At 42.4% G+C, this 22,062-nt stretch carries 14 protein-coding genes and 2 pseudogenes; 10 read left to right on the top strand and 6 right to left on the bottom strand.

Annotated features, from left to right (window positions below; translation table 11 throughout):
* Positions 1-834 precede the first annotated feature (834 nt).
* From V7K35_RS15385 to V7K35_RS15365, 5 genes are all read left to right on the top strand, one after another.
* Positions 835-1,191 (top strand): hypothetical protein, encoded by a 357-nt coding sequence (locus tag V7K35_RS15385; protein ID WP_174708655.1) that lies wholly within the window; start codon positions 835-837, stop codon positions 1,189-1,191.
* A 103-nt stretch (positions 1,192-1,294) separates the two neighbouring features.
* Positions 1,295-2,317 carry a spore photoproduct lyase family protein gene (locus V7K35_RS15380; RefSeq protein ID WP_335080302.1) on the top strand — a complete coding sequence of 341 codons (1,023 nt, stop codon included), beginning with the start codon at positions 1,295-1,297 and terminating at the stop codon, positions 2,315-2,317.
* Positions 2,318-2,410: 93 nt separating this feature from the next.
* Complete coding sequence (locus V7K35_RS15375) at positions 2,411-2,686, top strand: hypothetical protein (RefSeq protein ID WP_335080131.1); 276 nt, start codon at positions 2,411-2,413, stop codon at positions 2,684-2,686.
* Positions 2,687-3,020: 334 nt separating this feature from the next.
* Positions 3,021-3,257 carry a hypothetical protein gene (locus V7K35_RS15370; protein ID WP_335080130.1) on the top strand — a complete coding sequence of 79 codons (237 nt, stop codon included), beginning with the start codon at positions 3,021-3,023 and terminating at the stop codon, positions 3,255-3,257.
* 13 nt (positions 3,258-3,270) lie between these two features.
* A complete protein-coding gene (locus tag V7K35_RS15365) occupies positions 3,271-4,752 on the top strand; it encodes a site-2 protease family protein (RefSeq protein ID WP_335080129.1) in 1,482 nt (493 codons plus the stop codon).
* 155 nt (positions 4,753-4,907) lie between these two features.
* On the opposite strand, the gene V7K35_RS15360 is transcribed toward V7K35_RS15365, so the two are convergent.
* From V7K35_RS15360 to V7K35_RS15350, 3 genes are all read right to left on the bottom strand, one after another.
* On the bottom strand, positions 4,908-6,167 hold the full coding sequence (locus tag V7K35_RS15360) for a glycoside hydrolase family 10 protein (protein ID WP_335080301.1): 1,260 nt from the start codon (positions 6,165-6,167) through the stop codon (positions 4,908-4,910).
* Between the two features lie 106 nt (positions 6,168-6,273).
* A complete protein-coding gene (locus V7K35_RS15355; RefSeq protein ID WP_335080128.1) occupies positions 6,274-7,404 on the bottom strand; it encodes a hypothetical protein in 1,131 nt (376 codons plus the stop codon).
* A gap of 308 nt (positions 7,405-7,712) precedes the next feature.
* Positions 7,713-8,312, bottom strand: coding sequence for an MBL fold metallo-hydrolase (locus tag V7K35_RS15350; RefSeq protein ID WP_335080127.1), 600 nt, complete (start codon positions 8,310-8,312; stop codon positions 7,713-7,715).
* Between the two features lie 197 nt (positions 8,313-8,509).
* On the opposite strand from V7K35_RS15350, the gene V7K35_RS15345 reads away from it, so the two are divergent.
* Positions 8,510-9,691 carry a pyridoxal phosphate-dependent aminotransferase gene (locus V7K35_RS15345; RefSeq protein ID WP_335080126.1) on the top strand — a complete coding sequence of 394 codons (1,182 nt, stop codon included), beginning with the start codon at positions 8,510-8,512 and terminating at the stop codon, positions 9,689-9,691.
* Positions 9,692-9,716: 25 nt separating this feature from the next.
* Positions 9,717-9,911, top strand: a pseudogene (locus tag V7K35_RS15340) (hypothetical protein); the annotation flags it as partial.
* Positions 9,912-10,286: 375 nt separating this feature from the next.
* On the opposite strand, the gene V7K35_RS15335 reads toward V7K35_RS15340, so the two are convergent.
* The gene (locus V7K35_RS15335; protein WP_335080125.1) at positions 10,287-15,188 is read right to left on the bottom strand and encodes a DUF4347 domain-containing protein; all 4,902 of its coding nucleotides are present in this window, start codon (positions 15,186-15,188) and stop codon (positions 10,287-10,289) included.
* Positions 15,189-16,059: 871 nt separating this feature from the next.
* On the opposite strand from V7K35_RS15335, the pseudogene V7K35_RS15330 reads away from it, so the two are divergent.
* Positions 16,060-16,349, top strand: a pseudogene (locus V7K35_RS15330) (IS630 family transposase); the annotation flags it as partial.
* A gap of 224 nt (positions 16,350-16,573) precedes the next feature.
* On the opposite strand, the gene modB reads toward V7K35_RS15330, so the two are convergent.
* Positions 16,574-18,385 (bottom strand): molybdate ABC transporter permease subunit, encoded by a 1,812-nt coding sequence (gene modB / locus V7K35_RS15325; RefSeq protein WP_335080300.1) that lies wholly within the window; start codon positions 18,383-18,385, stop codon positions 16,574-16,576.
* Positions 18,386-18,874: 489 nt separating this feature from the next.
* Positions 18,875-19,777 carry a class I SAM-dependent methyltransferase gene (locus tag V7K35_RS15320; RefSeq protein WP_335080124.1) on the bottom strand — a complete coding sequence of 301 codons (903 nt, stop codon included), beginning with the start codon at positions 19,775-19,777 and terminating at the stop codon, positions 18,875-18,877.
* 275 nt (positions 19,778-20,052) lie between these two features.
* Here V7K35_RS15320 and V7K35_RS15315 point away from each other — a divergent pair, with 275 nt between their 5' ends.
* Together V7K35_RS15315 and V7K35_RS15310 are read left to right on the top strand one after the other, a co-directional pair.
* A complete protein-coding gene (locus tag V7K35_RS15315) occupies positions 20,053-21,564 on the top strand; it encodes a hydroxysqualene dehydroxylase (RefSeq protein ID WP_335080123.1) in 1,512 nt (503 codons plus the stop codon).
* A 107-nt stretch (positions 21,565-21,671) separates the two neighbouring features.
* The gene (locus tag V7K35_RS15310) at positions 21,672-22,034 is read left to right on the top strand and encodes a DUF6464 family protein (protein ID WP_334794570.1); all 363 of its coding nucleotides are present in this window, start codon (positions 21,672-21,674) and stop codon (positions 22,032-22,034) included.
* Positions 22,035-22,062 lie beyond the last annotated feature (28 nt).

Below are 22,062 nucleotides of genomic sequence, written 5' to 3'. Positions count from 1 at the left end.
ATTGTATCGGAATGCATTGGCATTGTAGAAGGACACATTAACAATGCGGACGACGCATTGGCATTGTAGAAGGACACATTAACAATGCGGCCGACGCATTGGCATTGTAGAAGGACACATTAACAATGCGGCCGACGCATTGGCATTGCGGCCGACGCATTGGCATTGTAAAAGGATACATTGGCATTGCAAGGTATTACTGAATTTAATTTGCTATAAATTAATGAAATTTTGTAGTTAATAAGCCAAAGTTAGAGGTTGTTTGAAAAGTGGTGTGATTTTAATTGCGTTGTTACCCCCCTTAGTCCCCCCTTGTAAAGGGGGGAAACAAGAAAAATCCGGTTCCCTCCCCCAGGGCGGGCGCATCATGTCATTAGCTCTTACTTTATTGCGAAAAATTTAGGCGTTGGCGTAGCCCGCCGCAGGCATCGCTTTGAGGCTTAAAAAACAATCAAACGCAAAAGGAAAGATTGTTTTCATTGGTTTTTAACTTTCGTTGTGATCAAGAGTAATTTAGATGCGTTTGCCCTAACCCTCCCCAATATATCGGGGAGGGTTAGGGAGGGGTAAAAAAATATTTTATACATCATTATGAACTTTTCAAACATCCTCTTAAGACTCCAACCTAAAACTTGAATTTATTGAGCTTGCTGAAACCCCAGAACAAGCCCGAAAGCTGGTAGGAATAGTGTGAGTGACACCAGAGATATCAAGCAGCAATGGGAAAGGAAACTACTACTTTGAATTGGGTATAACCCGTATGGTCTATGGCTTTAAGGTCACTTCTCTAGATTTTATAATATAAGTAAGACTTAAAAATCACGCTTCAATTATATGAAAATCCTCTCATCAGAGCTAGTACATTTGGGATTTGGCAAATATGTGCGTTCTGACCAAGTAACAGCAGTTATACCAATAGAAGAGGAGCGAGGCCCAGGGCGACGAACCTTTGTTCACGTTCAAGGGCAAAACGATCCAATTATTGCCTCTCGCGCTGAAGATACCATCGTGCGTGATTTAGTACAGGAGCCACGCGAGGTTACGCAAGCCCGTCAGCAGCAAGAAATTCTTCAAGATTTATTGGTAAATTTAGGTAATGTTAATTCAACTGTGCGTCGAATTAACCGTGATGAAGGCAGTTTGGATCTTGATTTGTTAGAGCGACGAATTAAGCAAGTCCTTGAAAATTAATTGCAGAAATCAGCAAACTAAATAACGGAGAAGGATATTGCTGAATACAATTACAGACCAAGTTCCAGTATCAAATACACAAACAAAATCACCACGGTTGTGGATACCTGAACGGGTACTGTTTACACCTGCTGCCCTAGATGAGGTTTGGGGGCAGCAGATTCTTGCACGTGTGCAGTCACTCAACCTACCGATAGAAAAATTATCACAAAACCGCCTGAAGGGATTGCGCGGTGAGTCTGAGCGGGATACTTACAACATTGCCAAGCGTACCTTAGCGGTGGTTACTGCACCACCCAGTTCTTTTAAACTGAGTCCCATCCCACCTTCTGCGGATTGGCAGTTTCACCTTGCTGAGGGTTGTCCGGCTCATTGTCAATACTGCTACCTAGCTGGTAGCTTGTCGGGGCCACCTGTCATCCGCGTTTTTGCAAACTTACCGCAGATATTAGACAACTTAGCTAACTACGAGCAACAGGGGAAAACTACGAGTTTTGAAGTTAGCTGTTACACTGACCCATTGGGTATTGAGCATTTGACTGGAAGTCTGGCTGAATGTATCCGTTACTTTGGCACTCGTAGCAATGCACATCTACGTTGGGTATCGAAGTTTGATGCTGTGGATGGATTACTGGACTTACCACACAATGGGCATACCCGCTGTCGGATGAGTGTTAATGCAGCACCGATTTCTGGTAAGTTTGAAGGTGGCACAGCTTCCGTAACATCTAGACTTAATGCATTGCGACGGTTAGCGCTACCACAAGAGCGTGGCGGTGGCAATTATCCAGTCGGCTTGGTGATTGCGCCAATTATGCCGATAGACGATTGGCAGATACACTATAGTTCTTTGTTTGACCAGATAAACGAGGCACTGGATTTTGACTGTGACCTTACTTTTGAATTAATCTCCCATCGGTTCACACCTGGGTCAAAAGAAGTATTACAAACTTGGTATCCGCAATCAAAATTAGAGATGGATGAGGCAAAACGCAGTGTCAAGCGTAATAAGTTTGGTGGGACGAAGTACGTTTACGATAAGGACACAATGAAGGCGTTGCGTAGCTTTTTTGAGAGTGAGATTACTAAGCGCTTTCCAAATGCTGAAATTCTTTATTGGACTTAGTACAGTATTTCATTAATTCGTAGCGAATTAAATTTGGCAATATTCTGCAATGCCAATGCATCGACTTACTTTGTTAATGCATCGGCTTGCTTTATGAATGTGTCGGCTTGCATTGTGAATGCGTCGGCTTACAATGCCAATGCGTCGGCTTACAATGCCAATGCGTCAGCTTACAATGCCAATGCGTCGGTTTACAATGCCAATGCGTCGGTTTACAATGCCAATGCGTCGGCTTACAATGCCAATGCATCGGTTTACATTAGACCTCTTGCAAAAATCCTTGAATCACCCCTCCCCAACCCTCCCCTTTATAAGGGGAGGGGGCAATATTTCAAGTTTCCCTCCGTTGTAGCAAGTGGCGTGGGATAAAGGGGGGTCTATTCGACTTATGCAAGAGGTCTATTGTTAATGCGTTCTCCAGCATTAAAAACGCTACGTTTATAGGACTTACGCAAAAATTACCAAAAGGCTTAATTTATCGAACCGCCAAGACGAGGCAGTGCGTTGGGCGGCTCTGCCGACTTGAAGCAACTGCCGTGCCAAGAGCGCCGAGAATTCGTAGAGTGTGCGTAAGTCCTAGTTTATATGCAAAACCGTACTTAGAAGACGACTTCGCTCAAATATAGTTTGAGCAAATTACAGCTATTTTTAGCTAAATAGACCACGCAGTAGGGGATCTTGGCCTTGCGCCCCTAGAACAGATGTGGTTCAAAAAAATGAAACAGGCTGTAATTATTGGACAAGAGAGCGATCGCATAATATATCAATGATTTTTAAACGCTTGGGCGCTAACAGATGGGCGGGAAACAACGCGATCACTTTTCACTGGGTTGGGCTATTCGGCATCGCAAAGCGGGATAATTTGGGCAGATTACAGGCGGCGTTATACATTAATAAGTGTATCTGCAATACCGGACTTGTTCTGGCTCAGTCTCAATAGCAAAGGTTTGGAGATGTTTACTTTATCAGAAACTTCTATCCTGGGGACAATCCTACTGGTAGCTTTAGGCATTTTGGGTTGGGGCTTTTATCGCGCCAGACCTTTTGGTAAGCTGGGAATCTTAGCCTGGTTACAGTCGGTGGTGTTGATGACTCCCTGGCTCCTGTTTTTTGGATTGTTTGCCGCAGGGATTTACATAAATATAGCGGGTATATTGTTCTTAGTGGTGACATCCGCCGGATTGTACGTCTATTTGGGCAGACAGTTACGCACAGCTGGACAAGATGCTATCCTTAAGCAACGCGCAACAGAAAGACTCGCCGCTAATTCCTCAGTTGAAGCAAATTCTCCACAACTAGCAGTCGCAGAACTGAAACCGGAGATTCCGCCAATACCGGAAGATGACTTAAATGCAATTAAAGGTATCTTTGGTATCGATACATTTTTCGCCACAGAAACGATTGCCTACCAAGATGGAGCCATTTTCAAAGGCAATTTGCGGGGAGAACCAGAAGAGGTTCACAACCGTCTAACAGCCAGTTTACGGCAACGCCTTGGTGAGCAATATCGTCTGTTTTTAGTCGAAAACACAGAGGACAGACCAGTAGTAATTGTCCTGCCGAGCCGCAATGATCCCCGGCCGATGTTGTTATCGCAAAAAGCTTTTGCAGGTATTCTGTTGATAGCAACTATTGCTACAAATTTAGAAGCTGCGGGCTTATTGCTGAATTTTGATTTTTTTGGCAATCCAGGGCGGTTTCAAGAAGCTTTGCCCATAGGGGCTGGGATATTTACGGTTTTAGTAGTTCACGAAATCGGTCATTGGTTACTTGCCCGGCGTCATAAAATCCGCCTTAGCTGGCCTTTCTTTTTACCAGCTGTGCAAATTGGCTCTTTTGGTGCAATTACCCGCTTTGAATCTCTATTGCCCAACCGCAAGGTATTATTTGATATCGCTTTGGCAGGGCCAGCCGCAGGTGGTATTGTTTCTTTGTTAATGCTGATCACTGGCTTGCTGCTTTCCCACCCAGGCAGTTTATTTCAATTACCAAATCAGTTTTTCCAAGGGTCGATTTTGGTGGGAAGTTTAGCGCGAGTTGTCCTTGGCTCGGCGTTGCAATCATCCTTAGTAAGTGTTCATCCCCTAGTGGTGATTGGTTGGCTGGGATTAGTAATTACCGCTTTGAACTTAATGCCCGCAGGACAACTAGATGGTGGGCGCATTGTCCAGGCGATTTATGGACGCAAAACCGCAGGAAGGGCAACAGTAGCAACTTTAATTTTACTGGCGTTAGTGTCTCTGGGTAATACTATTGCCATGTACTGGGCGATCGTGATTTTCTTTTTGCAACGGGATCAAGAACGCCCCAGCTTGAATGAAGTCACTGAACCTGATGATGCTAGAGCCGCTTTGGGGCTTTTGGCTCTATTCTTGATGATTACCACGCTTTTACCTCTAACTCCCGGCTTGGCTGGGCGTTTGGGAATAGGATAGTGCTGAGTTAGGAGTACAGACGCGATTAATCGCGTCTGTACAGGAGTTAGGAGTGAAGCACATACGTTATACCAATTCTGTATGAAGATGCGCCAAACTACAGTGAACCTTCACTGTAATTAAGTGATGTGTTCACTGACAGCTTGCTAAGAAAATTAACTGAACGGTTTCCAACCTGCTAGCAAATTCGGGTAAGTTACGGATGTAGGGAAGATTTTTTGGAAACCAATCTGGCGTTCTTGTGGCTTTTCTTTGCTAATATTCCAAAGGGTTTCATAGAAGAAGAAAGAGACTCCAGCAAAATTGCGATCGCGTACTTTTTGCACTTGTGTTTGAATCTGTTGCATCGGTACAGATTTGTTTTTCAACCCAGCCATAATGCCCACACTCACTGGAATATGGCTCTTTGCCACTTTCACTTCTGGATACTCTAATTCACTCACAAATACATTTAAATCATCCCGATATACCTGCAAAACTAAGTCTTCAATAATTCCCAGCCGTTCCCACTTCTGCCAGTCTGCTAAAAAGAAGTTATAAGAGAAACGCTGAGGATTAGGAGCAATGGAAACTAGGCAATCTTTTTTAGTAGCTTTGATAGCTTTGAATACCCGTTTCGTAAACTCGGTGATTTTGTTAGCTCTCCAGCGCACCCATTCAGGATCTTTAAAGTTTTTGGAAGGAGCTTGACCACGGTGTTCTTTTTTGTAAAGTGCCACTGTATAGGCATCGTACCCTAATTCTGATGGTAAGCCAAAATGGTCATCAAATTGAATACCATCAATATTGTAATTTCTAACAATTTCAACGATTAAATCTTGAATAAACTGTTGCACTTCTGGGCGAAAGGGATTTAGCCAAACGCGATTATGTGGGCCTTCTTTGACAATCCGAGTGCCGTTGCTGCGACTGGTGAGCCATTGGGGACGATTTTTAGCTAATAGAGAATCCGCTGGTGCCATGAAACCAAATTCAAACCAGGGAATCACTGTTAACCCTTTTTGATGTCCCACATCAACAATTTCTCTGAGGATATCTCGCCCTTGCAATCCGGGTGTGGGATCGAGCGATCGCCCGATAACTTTGGCTGCAACTTTGCTAGGATACAATGTATATCCCCAATTCCAAACCGCCGGATATATAGTGTTAAAATTGAGTTGCTCAAGACGTTGCAAAGATGCCTTAAGGCGATCGCGCTCGAATAACACATCACTATCAATATTTGTTAACCACACTCCCCTTAACTCAGATGCGGGCGTTCGGGGCAGATTAATTTGAGCGTTCAATGGGAACGATAGCATCACCGTAGCTACCACACTCAAGATAACTATAACGGGAAACAAAAGAGACTTTCTGCTTTGGCGAATATTCCACCAAGAATAAAACTTAGCACACCACTTTACAAACCTTTTCATCATTTGGCTACAGACATGATCAAATTATGAACAATCAGCATGAATAGCGATCGTTTCGATTGTAAGCGCTAAAACAATCGCTATTTAATCCCATCACTGAGGTTTACTATTTGGCGCTGGCTGCAAGCTGATTCCAAGCTTTGACTATTGTCTGTAAACTCTTTGGCAAGTTATTTAGAGAAATATCATTGTACTGAATTGTACCCTGTTGACTGGTGATAGTGTAGGTGATATAATCAGCCGCACCACTAGGCGCTGGGTAACTCAGATTCCGAAACTTACTAAATTTAGAAAGTTCTAAAAATCTTTGAAATTGTTGCACTTGTTGCACAGAAACGCGGCGAACGCTACGCTCAGAATCATTGGCATCACCAATCCGCACCCGAATCAATCGCCCATCTTTGAGTAAAACAGTCTCATAGGTTCTGCCAGCAAAACCACCACTGGAGATTTGCCGAAATACTACATATTGAGCTAATGGTGGTGGTAACTCGCTGACTGGAATTTGCACAGGGGCCAGTGTATTTGAGCTAGCCTTTTGATTCAGCCTGATTGCAGAACCTGTTTGATTGGTATGATAAACCAAGGTTTGTTCACCTTGACCAACAACCACCCGCCAACCTGGTAGCAAAGCTTGGGTACAAAATTCATCAGCATTAGGTAATTCTAAACAGCCATCTCTCCAAGTTTGCTGTTGAGCCTCAATGATGGTTAGCTGAGAAATTGGCTGTTGCAAACGTTTCGAGGCGGCTTGCAAAACAGCATTTTTTACAGATGCAGGTAATTTATCTGAAGAAGTGTTTGTCGAAGCTAAACGTAGCGATCGCCCGTTACTATTGGTATGATAAATCCAGTTTTGTTTGTCATTGGACACTACAAGCCGCCAACCAGGAACTGACGCTTGGGTACAGAGTTCATCAGGTTGAGGCAGTTCCAAGCAACCATTACGCCAAGTCTGTTGATTATAATCAATAATTTGCACTTGTCTGGTTGAAATTCCCTGTCTGCGTCCTAAATCTTGCAGTACCGCGTTAGCTACTAGGCGTGGCAAGCGGTTTGGTTTAATATTGTCCTTGAGAACTTCATTGCTTGTTTCTAACGAAAACTTTGCAGTAGCGCCCGTAGCATCTTTGATAAGTGTTAAACTGCTAGCAATAGACAAAATTCCAGTCAAAATCAGAGCAGTGAAAATTCGCATTTTATTGGGGTCAAAGTAGTCTTTCAGCATAAATTTCATAGTATATAGGGATGTTAGCCAACAGTTATAGAACTCATAAATAGTATTCAGGCAAGAATATACAATAAAGTATATAATTCTATAACTTTACCAATTGAAATTAATTTAGTATCTCTTTTCTAAAACAGCTATAAAGACAGACGCTGCTGTAGTGATTGTTTGTTCCTTATGCAAATTCTGGATAAAAATGCACTTAATTAAAACGCCCTATGAGCTAAAGAATTGAAGAAGTTTTAGCAACAGTCTGTTAGGCAGAAAGTATTGCCTTAACTTCCCCAACATTTAAACCGATGATCGCCCCCACCCATTTATAGTGTCGCTGCAAGTTCCTGTAAGCGATCGCTTCCATCACGGAAGACGGGCCAACCATCCCCCACCAGCACTGCTTCTATCCGACTCAGTTGAGCCAATCTGTGAACAGAAGCAACAGCCTCGTCTCGATTCAGCAGCTTGTCATCTGGCAATATAGTTAAGCTACCTGCTTTGCGTGCCCTGACTAAATCTCCTGTAATCAAAGTCGTCTCCTCCAATAACAGAGCCAATTCACCGGGAGTTTTCGAGCCTTGGAGTTCAATCACCTTAAGTCCTGGTACAAATTCTTCTCCATCAGACAGCCAGCGATCGCAAGGTATGGGGAAAGTGTGTTTTTCTGCCAGAGGGCCAGCTATCTTAGCATAAGTTTGATCGGCAATTTCTTTACTTGCCCTGACATGCTCGGAATTTGTCAGCACAATCCAAACTACACCACCGAGGGATTTCAGATGATTCCAATCATGGTTTGATAGGGCTACTGGGTCAATCAAGATGTTGCCATCTGGGCGAATCCAGGCAATCCCATTGAAATCAATATTTCTTGCCGGATTGAAATTAGACCAGCTATAAAGATCGGGACGGTGCAAAGATTTCATGATGATTCTGGATCAGTACTTCAATAATTGACTATTAGTATCAATAATTAAGTATATAGATTATAAGGTTGCATTCTCTCTGGATCTGGAATTTGAGTATACTACGATAAATCTATCGATATTGTGAATTTTATTTGGTTTACAGAAATTCCCGGATAACTGCAATAGAGATCAACGGAGGTATAGGGGTGAATGAGATGCAGCGCCAAAAAATATCAGCGAAGGCAGACCAGTTTAAAGAGTCAGTGATTCGAGAGATGACGCGGGTGGCACTGCAACACGATGCAGTGAATCTGGCGCAGGGGTTCCCTGATTTTCCCTGTCCCTTAGAGTTGAAACAGGCAGCTTACGAAGCAATAGAGGCAGATGTCAACCAGTATGCCATTACTTGGGGCGATCGCCCATTTCGTCATGCGATCGCCAACAAAGTTCGTTGGTATCTCGGTTTAGATATCGATCCCGAAACCCAAATCACCGTTACCTGCGGTTCCACAGAAGCAATGGCAGCTGTGATGCTGGCGACAGTCGATCCTGGGGATGAAGTGATTGTATTTGAGCCATATTACGAAAACTACGGCCCCGATGCGATTTTAGCTGGTGCTATACCCCGCTATGTGACACTGCATCCCCCCGATTGGACATTTGATGAAGCACAGTTGCGTCAAGCTTTCAATGCCAATACCAAAGCTATTATTATCAACACACCCCACAACCCCACAGGTAAAGTCTTCACTCGTGAAGAACTCGCCCTAATTGCTGAACTTTGTCAAAAGTGGGATGTGTTAGCGTTCACAGACGAAATCTACGAACATATTCTCTATGATGGCACTCAACATATTGCCTTAGCGACCCTTCCCGGAATGGAAGAACGCACCGTTACCATTAACGGTTTATCCAAAACTTATAGCGTCACTGGATGGCGAGTCGGCTACATTTTGGCAAACCCCGAATTGACGGGAGCGATTCGCAAAGTCCATGATTTTCTCACTGTTGGCGCTCCCGCACCATTGCAACGAGCCGCAGTTGCCGCCATGCAATTGCCACCATCCTATTATCAAGAACTAGCCAAACTTTATCACCAGAAGCGAGACAGAATTTTACAGATTCTAGATCAAGTTGGCATTCCCTATTTCGTTCCCAAAGGAGCTTATTACGTTCTTGCAGATATTTCCAAATTTGGCTACAAAACTGATGTTGAATTTACTTATCATCTAATTAAAAATATTGGTGTTGCCGTAGTTCCTGGTTCCAGCTTTTTCAGCCAACCAGAAAAAGGACATTCATTGATCAGATTTTGCTTCAGCAAAAGACCTGAGACATTACAAACAGCGAGCGATCGCTTACTCAAACTCCAATCAATTCTACAACCCACATCGTAACACTAATTACTTCTCTCTGCGGTTCGTTATAGTAAGAGGTTCTGAGTTCATGGGACGCACTTGTATGCTGTATACAAAAATGTGCGTAGGCGTAGCCCGTCGTAGACATCGCACTGCAATGGCTTGTGAGATGATGAGCGATGACGCGAAAATGATGGAATGTGCTGCTTGCCGCAAGTGTGCAGAATCTTGCAGAAGTATGCACATGATGCCTGCATAATTTCTCAATCTAGCAGAAGTTTCTCTGCAACCTAATATTCAAGCGCTCAGATTCTTCAAATCTGGGCGCTTGAAGTAAAGACTTGACTAATGGGATTTAATACATTCGTCAGGGAGGAACAAGCCTCAAACTTATGTAGGGTAGGGGAAATACACAAAATGCTCAAAAACAGCCCAAACCCAGATATATAGCAACAGCCAAGGTGGTTAGGACATTAACAGATGATAAAACTTAGACACAAAAAGGCTTTTCACCCAGTCCCCAGTCCCTAGTCCCCAGTCCCTTGCTATATCAAGAAACTAAGCAAATCGATGTCAAAGTTTTTCTCTATATAGATTTGAGGCTATTTTTGGGGTATTTTTTACCTAAGTCCCACTAAACAACGTTCAAATTGACATGCACAATCATATCGTTGAAATCTTTGTCACCCCCATTTCCTAAATCCTCAAAGCCAAAGGTATTGTTTTTTAACAGACGAATGTGATCTGTCTTATCTGAGTTAGCTCCCAAAAATGTGAAGTAAGCCTTCGGATCGTTATTAGCATTGCCATCGAGAATGGCATCGGGTTTCCCATTGACAATAATAAACGGTGCAAACAGAGAATCAGGCTCGAAAGTGCCAGAGGAAGTTGCGGTGCCTTGGTTATTCACCGTCAAGTCAATGCCTGTAACACGTCCACGCACAGCAGCTTCGGTATAACCAGCCTGCCCGACGAGAATATCTGCTGTACCATCGCCGTTGGTGTCAATACCACCATTTTCATCAGCAACTTTATAAAAGCCTACAAAATTGTTGTATGCAGCTTCTCTATTAACGACAAAATCAGCTTTTACTGCTTGTGTCACACCACGTAAGTCAAGGAGTTCTCCTTGTTGCTGTCCTTGGGAAGCTGCACCCAAAGGCAAATCTTCATCTGTTGCCTGAATTTTGACCACCAGATCCTGGAATTCGTTACTGTTACTAGCTTTCCAAGACAAGGAGAAGTTATTGTTACTCAAGCTTGTAATTTTGAGATTGGTCGAGTCAGAAATCAGTACGTTTTTAAAAGGAGCTTGTCCAGCCAAGATACTATCAGTAGTGCTACTGGGTATCAAGTAAAATCTTAGCTGTTCACCAGAAGTAAATTCCGCTAAACTGCTCAAATCAGCATTAAATCCAGTCGGATAATTGGTAAGCGAGGAGAGAAGCACCTTGGATCGTTTCAAAGCGGCTTCAGTGTAGCCAGCATCACTAGAGGCAATACCTTGAATTTTCCCTTGTTCATCATCTACCGCAAATACTCCCAGTTCATAAATTTGATTAGAACTCTGTTCTGTGAGCTTGACTGAGAGGGTTGCTTTTTCACTGTTACCTTTACCTTTGATAGTAAAGATATCGTTATTAGCATTCTTCGTAAGGGTTGGTACATCGTTAACACCGGAATCATCCAGGTTATTAACTGCGATCGCCAACTCTTTATCAAAGAATGCTCCAGTTGCGTCAGTTGTCCGAACCCGGATGTTGTAACTAGATTTAGTTTCAAAGTCAGGGGAACTATTGATTTTAAGTTGACTACCATCAACGGTGAATGCACCATTATCAGTATCGCCAGTCCCCGATATTAAGCTGTAGGTAAATGTGTCGCCTGGATCTGGGTCGCTAGTCGTAAATGTGCCAACTACTGTCCCCGCAGCTACATTCTCGTCAATAGCTAGCTCACTTACTGTCACATCTGTGGGCGTATCGTTAACACCAGGATCGTCCAGATTGTTAACTGCGATTGTTAACTGTTTGGTATAGGAAGCTCCACCTGCATCAGTTGTCTGAACTCGGATGTTGTAACTAGATTTGGTTTCAAAATCTGGGGAACTGTTGATTTTAAGCTGACTACCATCAACGGTGAATGCACTATTATCGGTATCGCCAGTCCCTGGTACTAAAATGTAGGTGAATGTGTCGCCTGCATCGGAGTCTGTGGTGGTAAATGTGCCAACTACCGTCCCAGCAGCTACATTTTCATCAACTGCTAGCTTACTTACTGTCAATTCTGTGGGCGCATCGTTAAGGTTATTAACTGCAATTGCTAACTGTTTGGTATAGGAAGCTCCACCTGCATCAGTTGTCTGAACTCGGATGTTGTAACTAGATTTGGTTTCAAAATTTGGGGAACTGTTGATTTTGAGTTGATTATTAACAACTGTGAATGCACTATTATCGGTATCGCCAGTCCCTGCAACTAAACTGTAAGTAAATGTGTCGCCTGCATCGGGGTCTGTGGTGGTAAATGTACCAATTACTGTCCCCGCAGCCACATTTTCATTAACGTTTAACTGGCTTATTTCCAAGCCTGTGGGAGCGTCGTTGAGATTATTAACTGCAATTGCTAACTGTTTGGTAAAGGAAGCTCCACCTGCATCAGTTGTCTGAACTCGAATGTTGTAACTAGATTTGGTTTCAAAGTTTGGGGAACTGTTGATTTTGAGTTGATTATTAACAACTGTGAATGCACTATTATCGGTATCGCCAGTCCCTGCAACTAAACTGTAAGTAAATGTGTCGTTTGCATCTGGGTCTGTGGTGGTAAATGTGCCAATTACTGTCCCCGCAGCTACATTTTCATTAACGTTTAACTGGCTTATTTCTAAGCCTGTGGGAGCGTCATTAACACCAGGATCGTCCAGATTGTTAACTGCAATTGTTAACTGTTTGGTATAGAAAGCTCCACCTGCATCAGTTGTCTGAACTCGTATGTTGTAACTAGATTTGGTTTCAAAGTCTGGGGAACTGTTGATTTTGAGTTGATTATTAACAACTGTGAATGCACTATTATCGGTATCGCCAGTCCCTGCAACTAAACTGTAAGTAAATGTGTCGTTTGCATCGGGGTCTGTGGTGGTAAATGTGCCAATTACTGTCCCCGCAGCCACATTTTCATTAACGTTTAACTGGCTTATTTCCAAGCCTGTGGGAGCGTCATTAACACCCGGATCGTCCAGATTGTTAACTGCGATTGTTAACTGTTTGGTATAGGAAGCTCCACCTGCATCAGTTGTCTGAACTCGAATATTGTAACTAGATTTGGTTTCAAAGTCTGGGGAACTGTTGATTTTGAGTTGATTATTAACAACTGTGAATGCACTATTATCGGTATCGCCCGTCCCCGTAACTAAACTGTAAGTAAATGTGTCGCCTGCATCTGGGTCTTTGGTGGTAAATGTGCCAATTACTGTCCCAGCAGCTACATTTTCATCAACTGCTAGCTTACTTACTGTCAATTCTGTGGGCGCATCGTTAAGGTTGTTAACTGCAATTGTTAACTGTTTGGTATAGAAAGCTCCACCTGCATCAGTTGTCTGAACTCGGATGTTGTAACTAGATTTGGTTTCAAAGTCTGGGGAACTGTTGATTTTGAGTTGATTATTAACAACTGTGAATGCACTATTATCAGTATCGCCAGTTCCTGCAACTAAACTGTAAGTAAATGTGTCGTTTGCATCTGGGTCTGTGGTGGTAAATGTGCCAATTACTGTCCCCGCAGCCACATTTTCATTAACGTTTAACTGGCTCAATAGCAAATTTGTGGGAATTTCGTCAACCAAGTAACGCACCACAGCAAAGTCAGTACCGTCAGTTCCGGCGACGATAATCTTGCCATCGGGCTGTTGAACAAGTCCATAGGCAATGTCAACGGTGAGTAAGCCTAAATCAGTACTGACCTTACCATCATTATCGAAGGTGGTGTCGATTGAGCCATCACTGTTGTAACGCACTAGAGCAAAGTCATTATTGCTTACTCCAGCGGCAAGAATCTTGCCATCCGGTTGTACGGCGAGGCTGTAGACAATTTCGTTGGGGAGCAGGCCGAAATCAGTAGTAACCTTGCCATCACTGCTAAAGCTAGTGTCGAGCGAGCCATCGCTGTTGTAACGGGCTAGGGCAAAGTCACCGTTACTCTGCCCCGCCACGAGAATCTTGCCATCTGCTTGTACAACAAGGCTGTAGATGCTATCGATAGTAAGTAAGCCGAAATCAGTAGTAACCTTGCCATCACTACTAAAGGTAGTATCAAGTGAGCCATCATTGTTGTAACGTACTAGGGCAAAGTCACCATTACTTACTCCAGCGACGATAATTTTGCCATCAGCTTGTACAGCAGTGGTGTAGCCGATGTCAACGGCGATGAAGCCTAAATCAGTAGTAACCTTGCCATCACTACTGAAAGTGGTATCGAGTGAGCCATCGCTGTTGTAACGTGCTAGGGCAAAGTCATTGCCGTCAGTTCCGGCGACGAGAATCTTGCCATCTGCTTGGATAGCAACACTGTGGCCAATGTCAGTGGTAAGTAAGCCGAAACCAGTAGTAACTTTGCCATCACTGCTGAAGGTGGTGTCGAGTGAGCCATCGCTGTTGTAACGTGCTAGGGCAAAGTCACTGCCGTCAGTTCCAGCGACGAGAATCTTGCCATCTGCTTGGATAGCAAGGCTGTAACCGATGTCAGTGGTAAGTAAGCCGAAACCAGTAGTAACTTTGCCATCACTGCTGAAGGTGGTGTCGAGTGAGCCATCAGTGTTGTAACGTACTAAGGCAAAGTCACCGTTGCTGTCTCCTGCGACAACAATTTTGCCGTTACTTTGTAAAGCAACACTGCGGCCGATATCAATAGCGATGAAGCCTAAATCAGTAGTGACCTTGCCATCACCGCCAAAGCTGGTGTCAGGAAGTACTACAGCTAGTACTGAAGCGTAGGCTGCCATCACTTCTGGCTGGAATGCTAGAGAAGGAACACTTACTCCTGTGTTTACTTCCAGTTTCCAGTCACCGCCTAATGCAGTACTCCCCGTTAAATTATCAGATGCTACTACTACTGCACCTGTGAGTTCGCTCAGGCGCTGTACAAATGCCATGCCTTGCTCTGTTTTAGCTACTTCACAACCGTACAGTAGGAGTTGTGCATCTGTACTCAATGCACTTGCCCAACCCATAAGTTGTGCTGCATAGTGATTGAGTGTTTCGTTGTTGAGTTGACTGTTTCCTAAATAGACTCGTCCTGGTGCGCCGTGAGAAACAATATGTAGGCTGTTAACTCCCTGATGGGATGCCAGTACTTGATTAATTTGCTCAATGCCATCCCGCTCGATATCTAGAACTACAATAGAAGTATTCAGCAAGACACCTGTTACCAAGGTTTGGTAGTTCTCCACCCGTGAGTCGATGAAAACTAGGCGATTAGCAGAAATTTCCTCCTGAAGATTTTGAGTAAGCTTGGTACTGATTCTGGTAGATATTGTGTCCAACATAATTTATGATTACTTAAAGTTTGTTTTTACGAAAAAAGTTATAAAGCGTGCGATTCGTTGTGTGATGAATCATGGTAATCAGTCCATAAATAATCACACCAACCAAATCTATAAATAGAAATGCTTGAACTTTTGGAAGAATGCAGGTTAAGGTCGATCTCCACAGAACTAATTACACAAAATTTGGATTTAAATTCTTACCTGGGAAAGAATTTAAATGTAATTAATGCTCTTTTTTTGTCCTGGCGATAGAAAAAATATTGATTTTGAATCTTTTTCAAAGCCTCGCTTGATTAGTAAATCTGAAAAACTCTTGCTTAGAACCAAGCACGGATAAACAAGATTTTAAATATTCTCTAATGAAAGTAATAAAAGAGCGTTAATCGTTATTATTTTGGGTTTTCTATTACAAAATAATCACACAAAAACAACGATTTGTTGGCAAAGCTGACAAGCTAATACCGTTGGTTTGTGAAACTGTATATATTTATCCTCTAGCTACGCTACGCCCTTTTGTTTTGCTAAACCAGAGGGGTTTTATTTATCTGTATGTTCATAATGTTCATACAAAATTAATAGAATAATCTAAGACTATTTACAAAAACCAACATTCACCTCAGTAAAATAACTGATTGTAACACGTACAAAGTATTACATACTACATATTGACTCCGCATTTTACAGGTTAATTTGAAAATTTTGATATTTTATATAAGCTATAACAAAGCTTTCAGCCATTGAAGCTCAATTCTACATTTTGCGATCGCTTATAAAGTTAATGTCCAAACTCACCTTTTTGACAATATTATCAATAATTTCAGGCTGCCTGAGTCTAAACGCTTTGATCGCTCTCCATAGATGATAAAATTTGGATGGTGCAAGCTATCATCGTTCGCAGCAAATTTAAGATTACTTAGATTCATTAAATCGTGAACTTGAAAAAAACAATGGCTGCTTAACTGCTTCAGATTTGCCTCCAATGCACCACCATAGAATTCTGTAAAAGATATTTGCCTGCAAGTAAAACGATTGTAAGAATAGTTTTATTTTTTCTGTCATTCTTTTACTGTAGTCAAGGTGTTATTTAAGCTATCAATTAATTTTCAAGTTTTCGACTTACATAAGCTCAATGAATATAGTATTTTCTCAGAAATAATTTAGGATTGCTATAGTTAATTGATTACTATTTAGTTTTACTAATCGCATACTTTCTAACTTGTACGCTCGTATATGGTCTAATTACAAAATATCAGCAGCGATCGCCTTTTAGCCAATGCGATCCTTGTTTCATAGTGAACTAGGATTTGACGATTTTCAGGTTGTAGTCTAACCCAACCCTCCACAAGCATTTTATGCAACACCCTCTGTTACATATATCTCTGCGTTCATTCCATCAAAATCAACCGCAGAGGATCTAAACGCACATACCAAGGAAAAGGTTGGTCTTTCATAGTCGCCCATTTTTCTTTGAAGACTTCAGCTTGCAGATGATAATCTTGAGAATTCTTGCCAGCCGAATGTAGTTTGAGAAATAACGTCATCCTATGGGGCGTTTCACTTGTTCGTACTACCCAACAGGGAAAAGTATTTTCCTGTGATGAGTTGTTGGTAAAAATGAACTGATGGGCACGAATGCCGATGTGGGATAATTCGCTCTTGACAGGTTCAACGACTTGGAGATTACAACCCCAATCAGTCGCTTCTACCTGTTGTGATGATTGGAGGACAGCACGGGAGAAGTTTTTACATCCTGTAAGTTGGGCGACGCTCACAGTAGCAGGATGCTGGAAAATATCATATTTGCTGCCATAATGAACTGCTCTACCATGCTCCAATACCAACAGATTTGGGCAAATCCGATAAGCTTCTTCCATATTATGAGTGACAAATAGAGTCACACCTTGGTAGGTAACTAGAGTTTCTGTCATTTGCTGCTCTAATTGACTACGCAGATGGGTATCAAGTGCAGAAAACGGCTCATCTAAAAGCAGCGCTTCTGGTTGACTTGCTAATGCTCTTGCCAAAGCTACCCGTTGTTGTTGTCCCCCTGAGAGTTGGTGCGGATAGCGATCGCCTAATCCCTGCAACTGCATTGCTATTAGTTGCTCCTCTACCTGCACCCGAATACTACCAGCAGATAGTCCTTTGGGCAAGCCGAAAGCGATATTTTGCGCCACACTCATGTGGGGAAACAGGGCGTAATTCTGCACTAAAAAACCGATGCGGCGATCGCGACTGGGTAAATTAATTTTTTGTTCCGAGTCAAACAGAACTCTACCATTTAAAACTATGCGCCCGGTTGTGGGCGTTTCTATCCCCGCAAGGCAGCGTAAAATCATGCTTTTACCTGCTCCAGAACCCCCTAACAATCCCAAGGGTTGCTCATCAGTAGTGAAAGCAACTTTTAAATCAAAGCTAGAAAGTATTTTTTCAATGTTGACTAACAATCTGCCAGATTCAAAGCTAGTATGCGGAGTATAAAGATTTTCTCCCCCTGCTTCCCCTGCTCCCTGCTCTCTGCCCCCTACTCCCCTCCTCTTTTCTCTCAATTCTTGCCAGAAGTTGACTGCAATAATTCCAGATAGAGAAATCACCATAATTGCGATCGCCCAGAACCACGCTTCATTCATTGCTCCCGCTTCCACCGCAAAATAAATCGCCATTGGGATTGTCTGCGTAACTCCTGGAATGTTACCAGCCAGCATTAACGTCGCCCCGAATTCTCCCAAAGCACGGGCAAAAGCGAGCATTGTGGCGGCAACAATGCCAGGTAGTGCTAGGGGTAAACTGATACGCCAAAAGATTGTGGCTTCAGTTGCACCAAGAGTTCTGGCGACTCGCAGCAAATTACCATCTATTTGTTCAAAGGCTCCTAATGCAGTTTTATACATCAAAGGGAAAGAAACTACGGTAGCTGCGATCGCTGCACCATACCAAGTAAAGACGATGCTAAAGTCAAAAGCCTGCATAAGTTTCCCTACAGGGCCATTTTTCCCAAAAAATAGCAGTAATAAAAAACCGACAACCGTGGGTGGTAAAATCAGAGGCGCAATAAAGATGCCCTCAATCAACGATTTACCTTTGCCACGATATCCCAGCATCCAGTAGGCAGCAGCGATACCCAAGAAGAAGGTGATAAATGTAGCAAGTAATGAAGTTTTGAGTGATATCCAAAGAGGCGATAAATCCAATGGCATAGTTGTCTGGGGAAGAATTAGCTCAACTAATCCATAATTTACCAACTTTATTTCCAATATGTTGTGAAAAGTTGGTAAATTACATAACAAATACAGCAATCCTGAATCATTCGTCAGAAACAAGATCCCCGACAACTTTTACGAAGTCGGGGATCTGCGGTTTGCGATTCTCACAAATCAAAACAGGGGTAAGATCACTGAAGCTGGAATCTTTGACTGGCTTTTACCAGAAGTTAAAAAATGCTATCCAAACGTAGAGAAGGAAGGTTATCAAAATAGCTGGAATACAACTTATCAAACATATCTAAAAGAATATATTAATCAGCAGCTTCAAAAAATTGTTGAACTTTTCGATGATCTATTGTGTGAGCTAAAAGGCATAATCTAGCAATAAGATTGATCAAGCTTCAAAAAGTCTACCTGGTAAGCTTTTTGAAAAATCTGTTGTAGGGGCACAGCATTGCTGTGCCCGTAGGGCGTGGTCTGTAATTAGTCTAATTGACTGCTGTAAGCACTAAAACCATAAGCCAAAGTTTCTTTTAAAGCATCTGATGGTTTAAGACTTCTGTTAATAGCATTAGCAAAGGGCACTGGAATTCCTTTAATGGTTTCCGGCAAAATTGCATATTCTTCCGTTGGTTCGACAATGTATTGTGGACACTTCGTTTGGATACCAGTAGTCGCTAACATTTCATTAATTTCAGCAGATGTATATTGCTTGAGATAAACTGGGTTTCTCACAAATGGGTTTAGCCTTCTGATAAAATTATGGATAATATGAGAAGGACAAGACTTGTTGTGAAATGAATGATTAAAAACAAAAATTCCACCAGGTTTTAGTACGCGAGATATATCAGCCAACAAATTTCTTAATTGTGCATCTGGGATATGCATAAAGACGCAGTTAGAAATTACCAAATCTATAGAATTATCTTCTAAGGGCAATATTTCAGCAGAATCGCAAATCAAGTTAAATTCAGCTTCTGGGAAAAAATTATATTCTTGTTTAACTTTGATTAACCGCCGCAATAAAGGTTCAGAAATATCAATTCCATAATATTTTTTGCATCTCAGATTTTTAGCTTTCGAGAGATGTAAAGGTGCGCGACCATAACCAGAACCAATTTCCAGAATAGAATCAACAGATTTATTCAACGGAAATTTGTCCCAGGTACCTCCAGGCGTGCCAGTTAGCAGAGTGTAATCTTGTTTAATGGGCGATGCATCTGTAACTTTTTCAATTTTTTGGGAACCATAGTATGTTTTACCAATTGCGTCCCATGTTTTTTTGTGTTGAGTATTATTCAGTTGTTCGTAGTCACTAGGAAAATAAATGCCATCTCGTAATTCAAAGTCATTTAGACTGGATTTTACATTTGCTAATTGAGTCATTAGGATTATTCCTTATGAATAGTTAGTTCTGTTTTCTGTTATACTCTTAACTCAGCATTAACCGCAAGGGATTTTTACTGAACTGCTTTCCCTTAGCCTTTTTTCAAAGTTTATAACTGTTTTCAATTCGATGGAATATATATCGTAGGGGCGCAGCTGGGCTACCAAAGCGCGTATTGTATCCAAAGGAAAACTGCTGTAGTAGCAACCCGTCGCCTAATCAGAACACGAGTTCGTATACATTAGTTAATGGACTGCAACAATCGGAGGCTAGGATGGTAGAAGGGTCACAACAAAAACGGGTGGTAGTTGTAGGTGCAGGTTGGGCTGGTTTAGGAGCAACCTACCATTTGGCAAAACAAGGCTATGATGTGACCCTTCTAGAAGCAGGCCCCTATCCCGGTGGATTGGTGGCAGGGTGGCAAACAGCCGCCGGAAAATCTGTTGAAGCTGGCATTCATGGCTTTTGGTATCCTTACAAAAATATTTTTTCCCTAATTAATGAATTAGAAATTAATCCTTTTACTACTTGGACTCGTTCTTCGCAATATTCACCAGCAGGTTTGGAAGTTGAATCACCGATTTTTCAAAACTTACCGCGACTCCCCTCCCCACTAGGAACTTTTCTCTACACTCAGTTTAAACGGCTGCCACTAATTGACCGCCTCAGCGCCCTGCCTTTACTTTATGCTGTTGTTGATTTTGACAATTCTGATGATGCTTGGCGGCGCTATGACTTTGTAACTGCCCGTGAATTGTTTAAAGACTTTAACGTTTCCTCTCGACTTTACCGCGAGGCTTTTGAACCAATGTTATTAGTGGGCTTGTTTGCCCCTGGTGAACAATGTTCAGCCGCAGCAACTTTAGGGATGCTTTACTTTTTTATTCTGGCTCATCAACCGGATTTTGATGTAGTTTGGTGTCGGGGAACTGTCGGGGAAAAGATATTTCGTCCTTGGGTGGAACGGATTGAAAAAGCTGGTGTGCGAGTGTTACCTAAGCGCCGAGTTACAGACTTAATTGTTGATAGTAATCATCGAACAAAGGGTGTAGTTTGCGGTGATGAAGTAATTGAAGCAGATGCGGTGATTTTTGCGGTTGGGATCACGGGGATGAAGAAAATTGTCTCAACTAGTCCTAGTTTACAAAGTCGTGAAGAATTCCGTAATTTGAGCAATTTAGGAGCAATTGATGTTTTAGCAACGCGACTATGGTTTGATCGCAAAATTGATATTCCTCGTCCTTCTAATGCTTGCTTTGGATTTGACGCAACTACAGGTTGGACATTTTTTGATTTGAATGCTTTACATGATGAATATCAAAATGAGCCAGGAACAGTAATTGAAGCTGATTTTTATCACGCTAATCAGTTTCTCAGTTTGAGCGATGAGGAGATTTTACCAATAGTTCAGGGTTATTTAGCAACTTGTGTGCCAGCGTTTAGGCAGGCAAAGATCATTGATAGCAGTGTAATTCGGCTACCTCAGGCGGTGACTCACTTTGCACCTGGTAGCTATCGTTATATGTTGCCCGCTAAGACAAATTTTGAAAATGTGTTTATGAGTGGGGATTGGATTGTGAACCGTCACGGTTCCTGGTCACAGGAAAAGGCTTATGTTACTGGTTTGGAGGCAGCGAATTTGGTAGTGTCTTATTTGGGAGAAGGTCAGCCATCTGAGATTTTAGCTGTAGAAGAGGATGAAGTGCATATACAAGTGGGGCGATCGCTCAACCAAACTTTGCGTAACTTGGGCAAATCTATCCTACCTGACTTTTGGTTGCCGTAATCCTTAGGGGCGCGAAGAGTAAATCATTAATTGTAATCTAAATTCGGTAAGCTAAAGAAAGCTATTGCGATACCATCCTTATAATGTAAATCAAATCACATAAGCTTATGGAGCCAGACTCTTTACAAACCGAAGTGATTCTGACGCACCCGCGTGAGTCCCTCGGTAGAGTGCAACTTGATTGGACACCCCAACCCGGAAACTATCTCGATTTTCAAGGTAAAACCTATGCAGTTTTAGAGCGCCGCCATCGATACCAACTTAAAGCTGGGCGATACCGTTTGCATAATGTTGCCATTTACGTGCAGTCGGCTAAACGACCATCTGAGAAAAGTTTGGTTGAGGGACGTTGGGTAATTGGTGATGCCACCTGCTGCTACAACGCTCATTCAGAAATTATTCGCTGTGCAGTCAACCCAGATGGCCCTTGCAAATCTTGTCGCTTTTATGAAAACTTAGAAGTCATTTAATTTTAGATTTTAGATTTTTTTAATCCAA

This window comes from Nostoc sp. (assembly GCF_036917275.1).
Lineage (GTDB): Bacteria > Cyanobacteriota > Cyanobacteriia > Cyanobacteriales > Nostocaceae > Nostoc.
The sequence above is the reverse complement of the archived record's forward strand: the minus strand, read 5'-3'. Positions and strand labels throughout refer to the sequence as shown.

Bases quoted from the DNA above. Each gene is read 5' to 3' on its own strand.
- V7K35_RS15315 (WP_335080123.1), top strand. From the start codon at position 20,053: ATGGTAGAAGGGTCACAACAAAAACGGGTGGTAGTTGTAGGTGCAGGT.
- modB (WP_335080300.1), bottom strand. From the start codon at position 18,385: ATGCCATTGGATTTATCGCCTCTTTGGATATCACTCAAAACTTCATTA.
- V7K35_RS15310 (WP_334794570.1), top strand. From the start codon at position 21,672: ATGGAGCCAGACTCTTTACAAACCGAAGTGATTCTGACGCACCCGCGT.
- V7K35_RS15385 (WP_174708655.1), top strand. From the start codon at position 835: ATGAAAATCCTCTCATCAGAGCTAGTACATTTGGGATTTGGCAAATAT.
- V7K35_RS15375 (WP_335080131.1), top strand. From the start codon at position 2,411: ATGAATGTGTCGGCTTGCATTGTGAATGCGTCGGCTTACAATGCCAAT.
- V7K35_RS15335 (WP_335080125.1), bottom strand. From the start codon at position 15,188: ATGTTGGACACAATATCTACCAGAATCAGTACCAAGCTTACTCAAAAT.
- V7K35_RS15355 (WP_335080128.1), bottom strand. From the start codon at position 7,404: ATGAAATTTATGCTGAAAGACTACTTTGACCCCAATAAAATGCGAATT.
- V7K35_RS15365 (WP_335080129.1), top strand. From the start codon at position 3,271: ATGTTTACTTTATCAGAAACTTCTATCCTGGGGACAATCCTACTGGTA.
- V7K35_RS15350 (WP_335080127.1), bottom strand. From the start codon at position 8,312: ATGAAATCTTTGCACCGTCCCGATCTTTATAGCTGGTCTAATTTCAAT.
- V7K35_RS15360 (WP_335080301.1), bottom strand. From the start codon at position 6,167: ATGAAAAGGTTTGTAAAGTGGTGTGCTAAGTTTTATTCTTGGTGGAAT.
- V7K35_RS15345 (WP_335080126.1), top strand. From the start codon at position 8,510: ATGCAGCGCCAAAAAATATCAGCGAAGGCAGACCAGTTTAAAGAGTCA.
- V7K35_RS15320 (WP_335080124.1), bottom strand. From the start codon at position 19,777: ATGACTCAATTAGCAAATGTAAAATCCAGTCTAAATGACTTTGAATTA.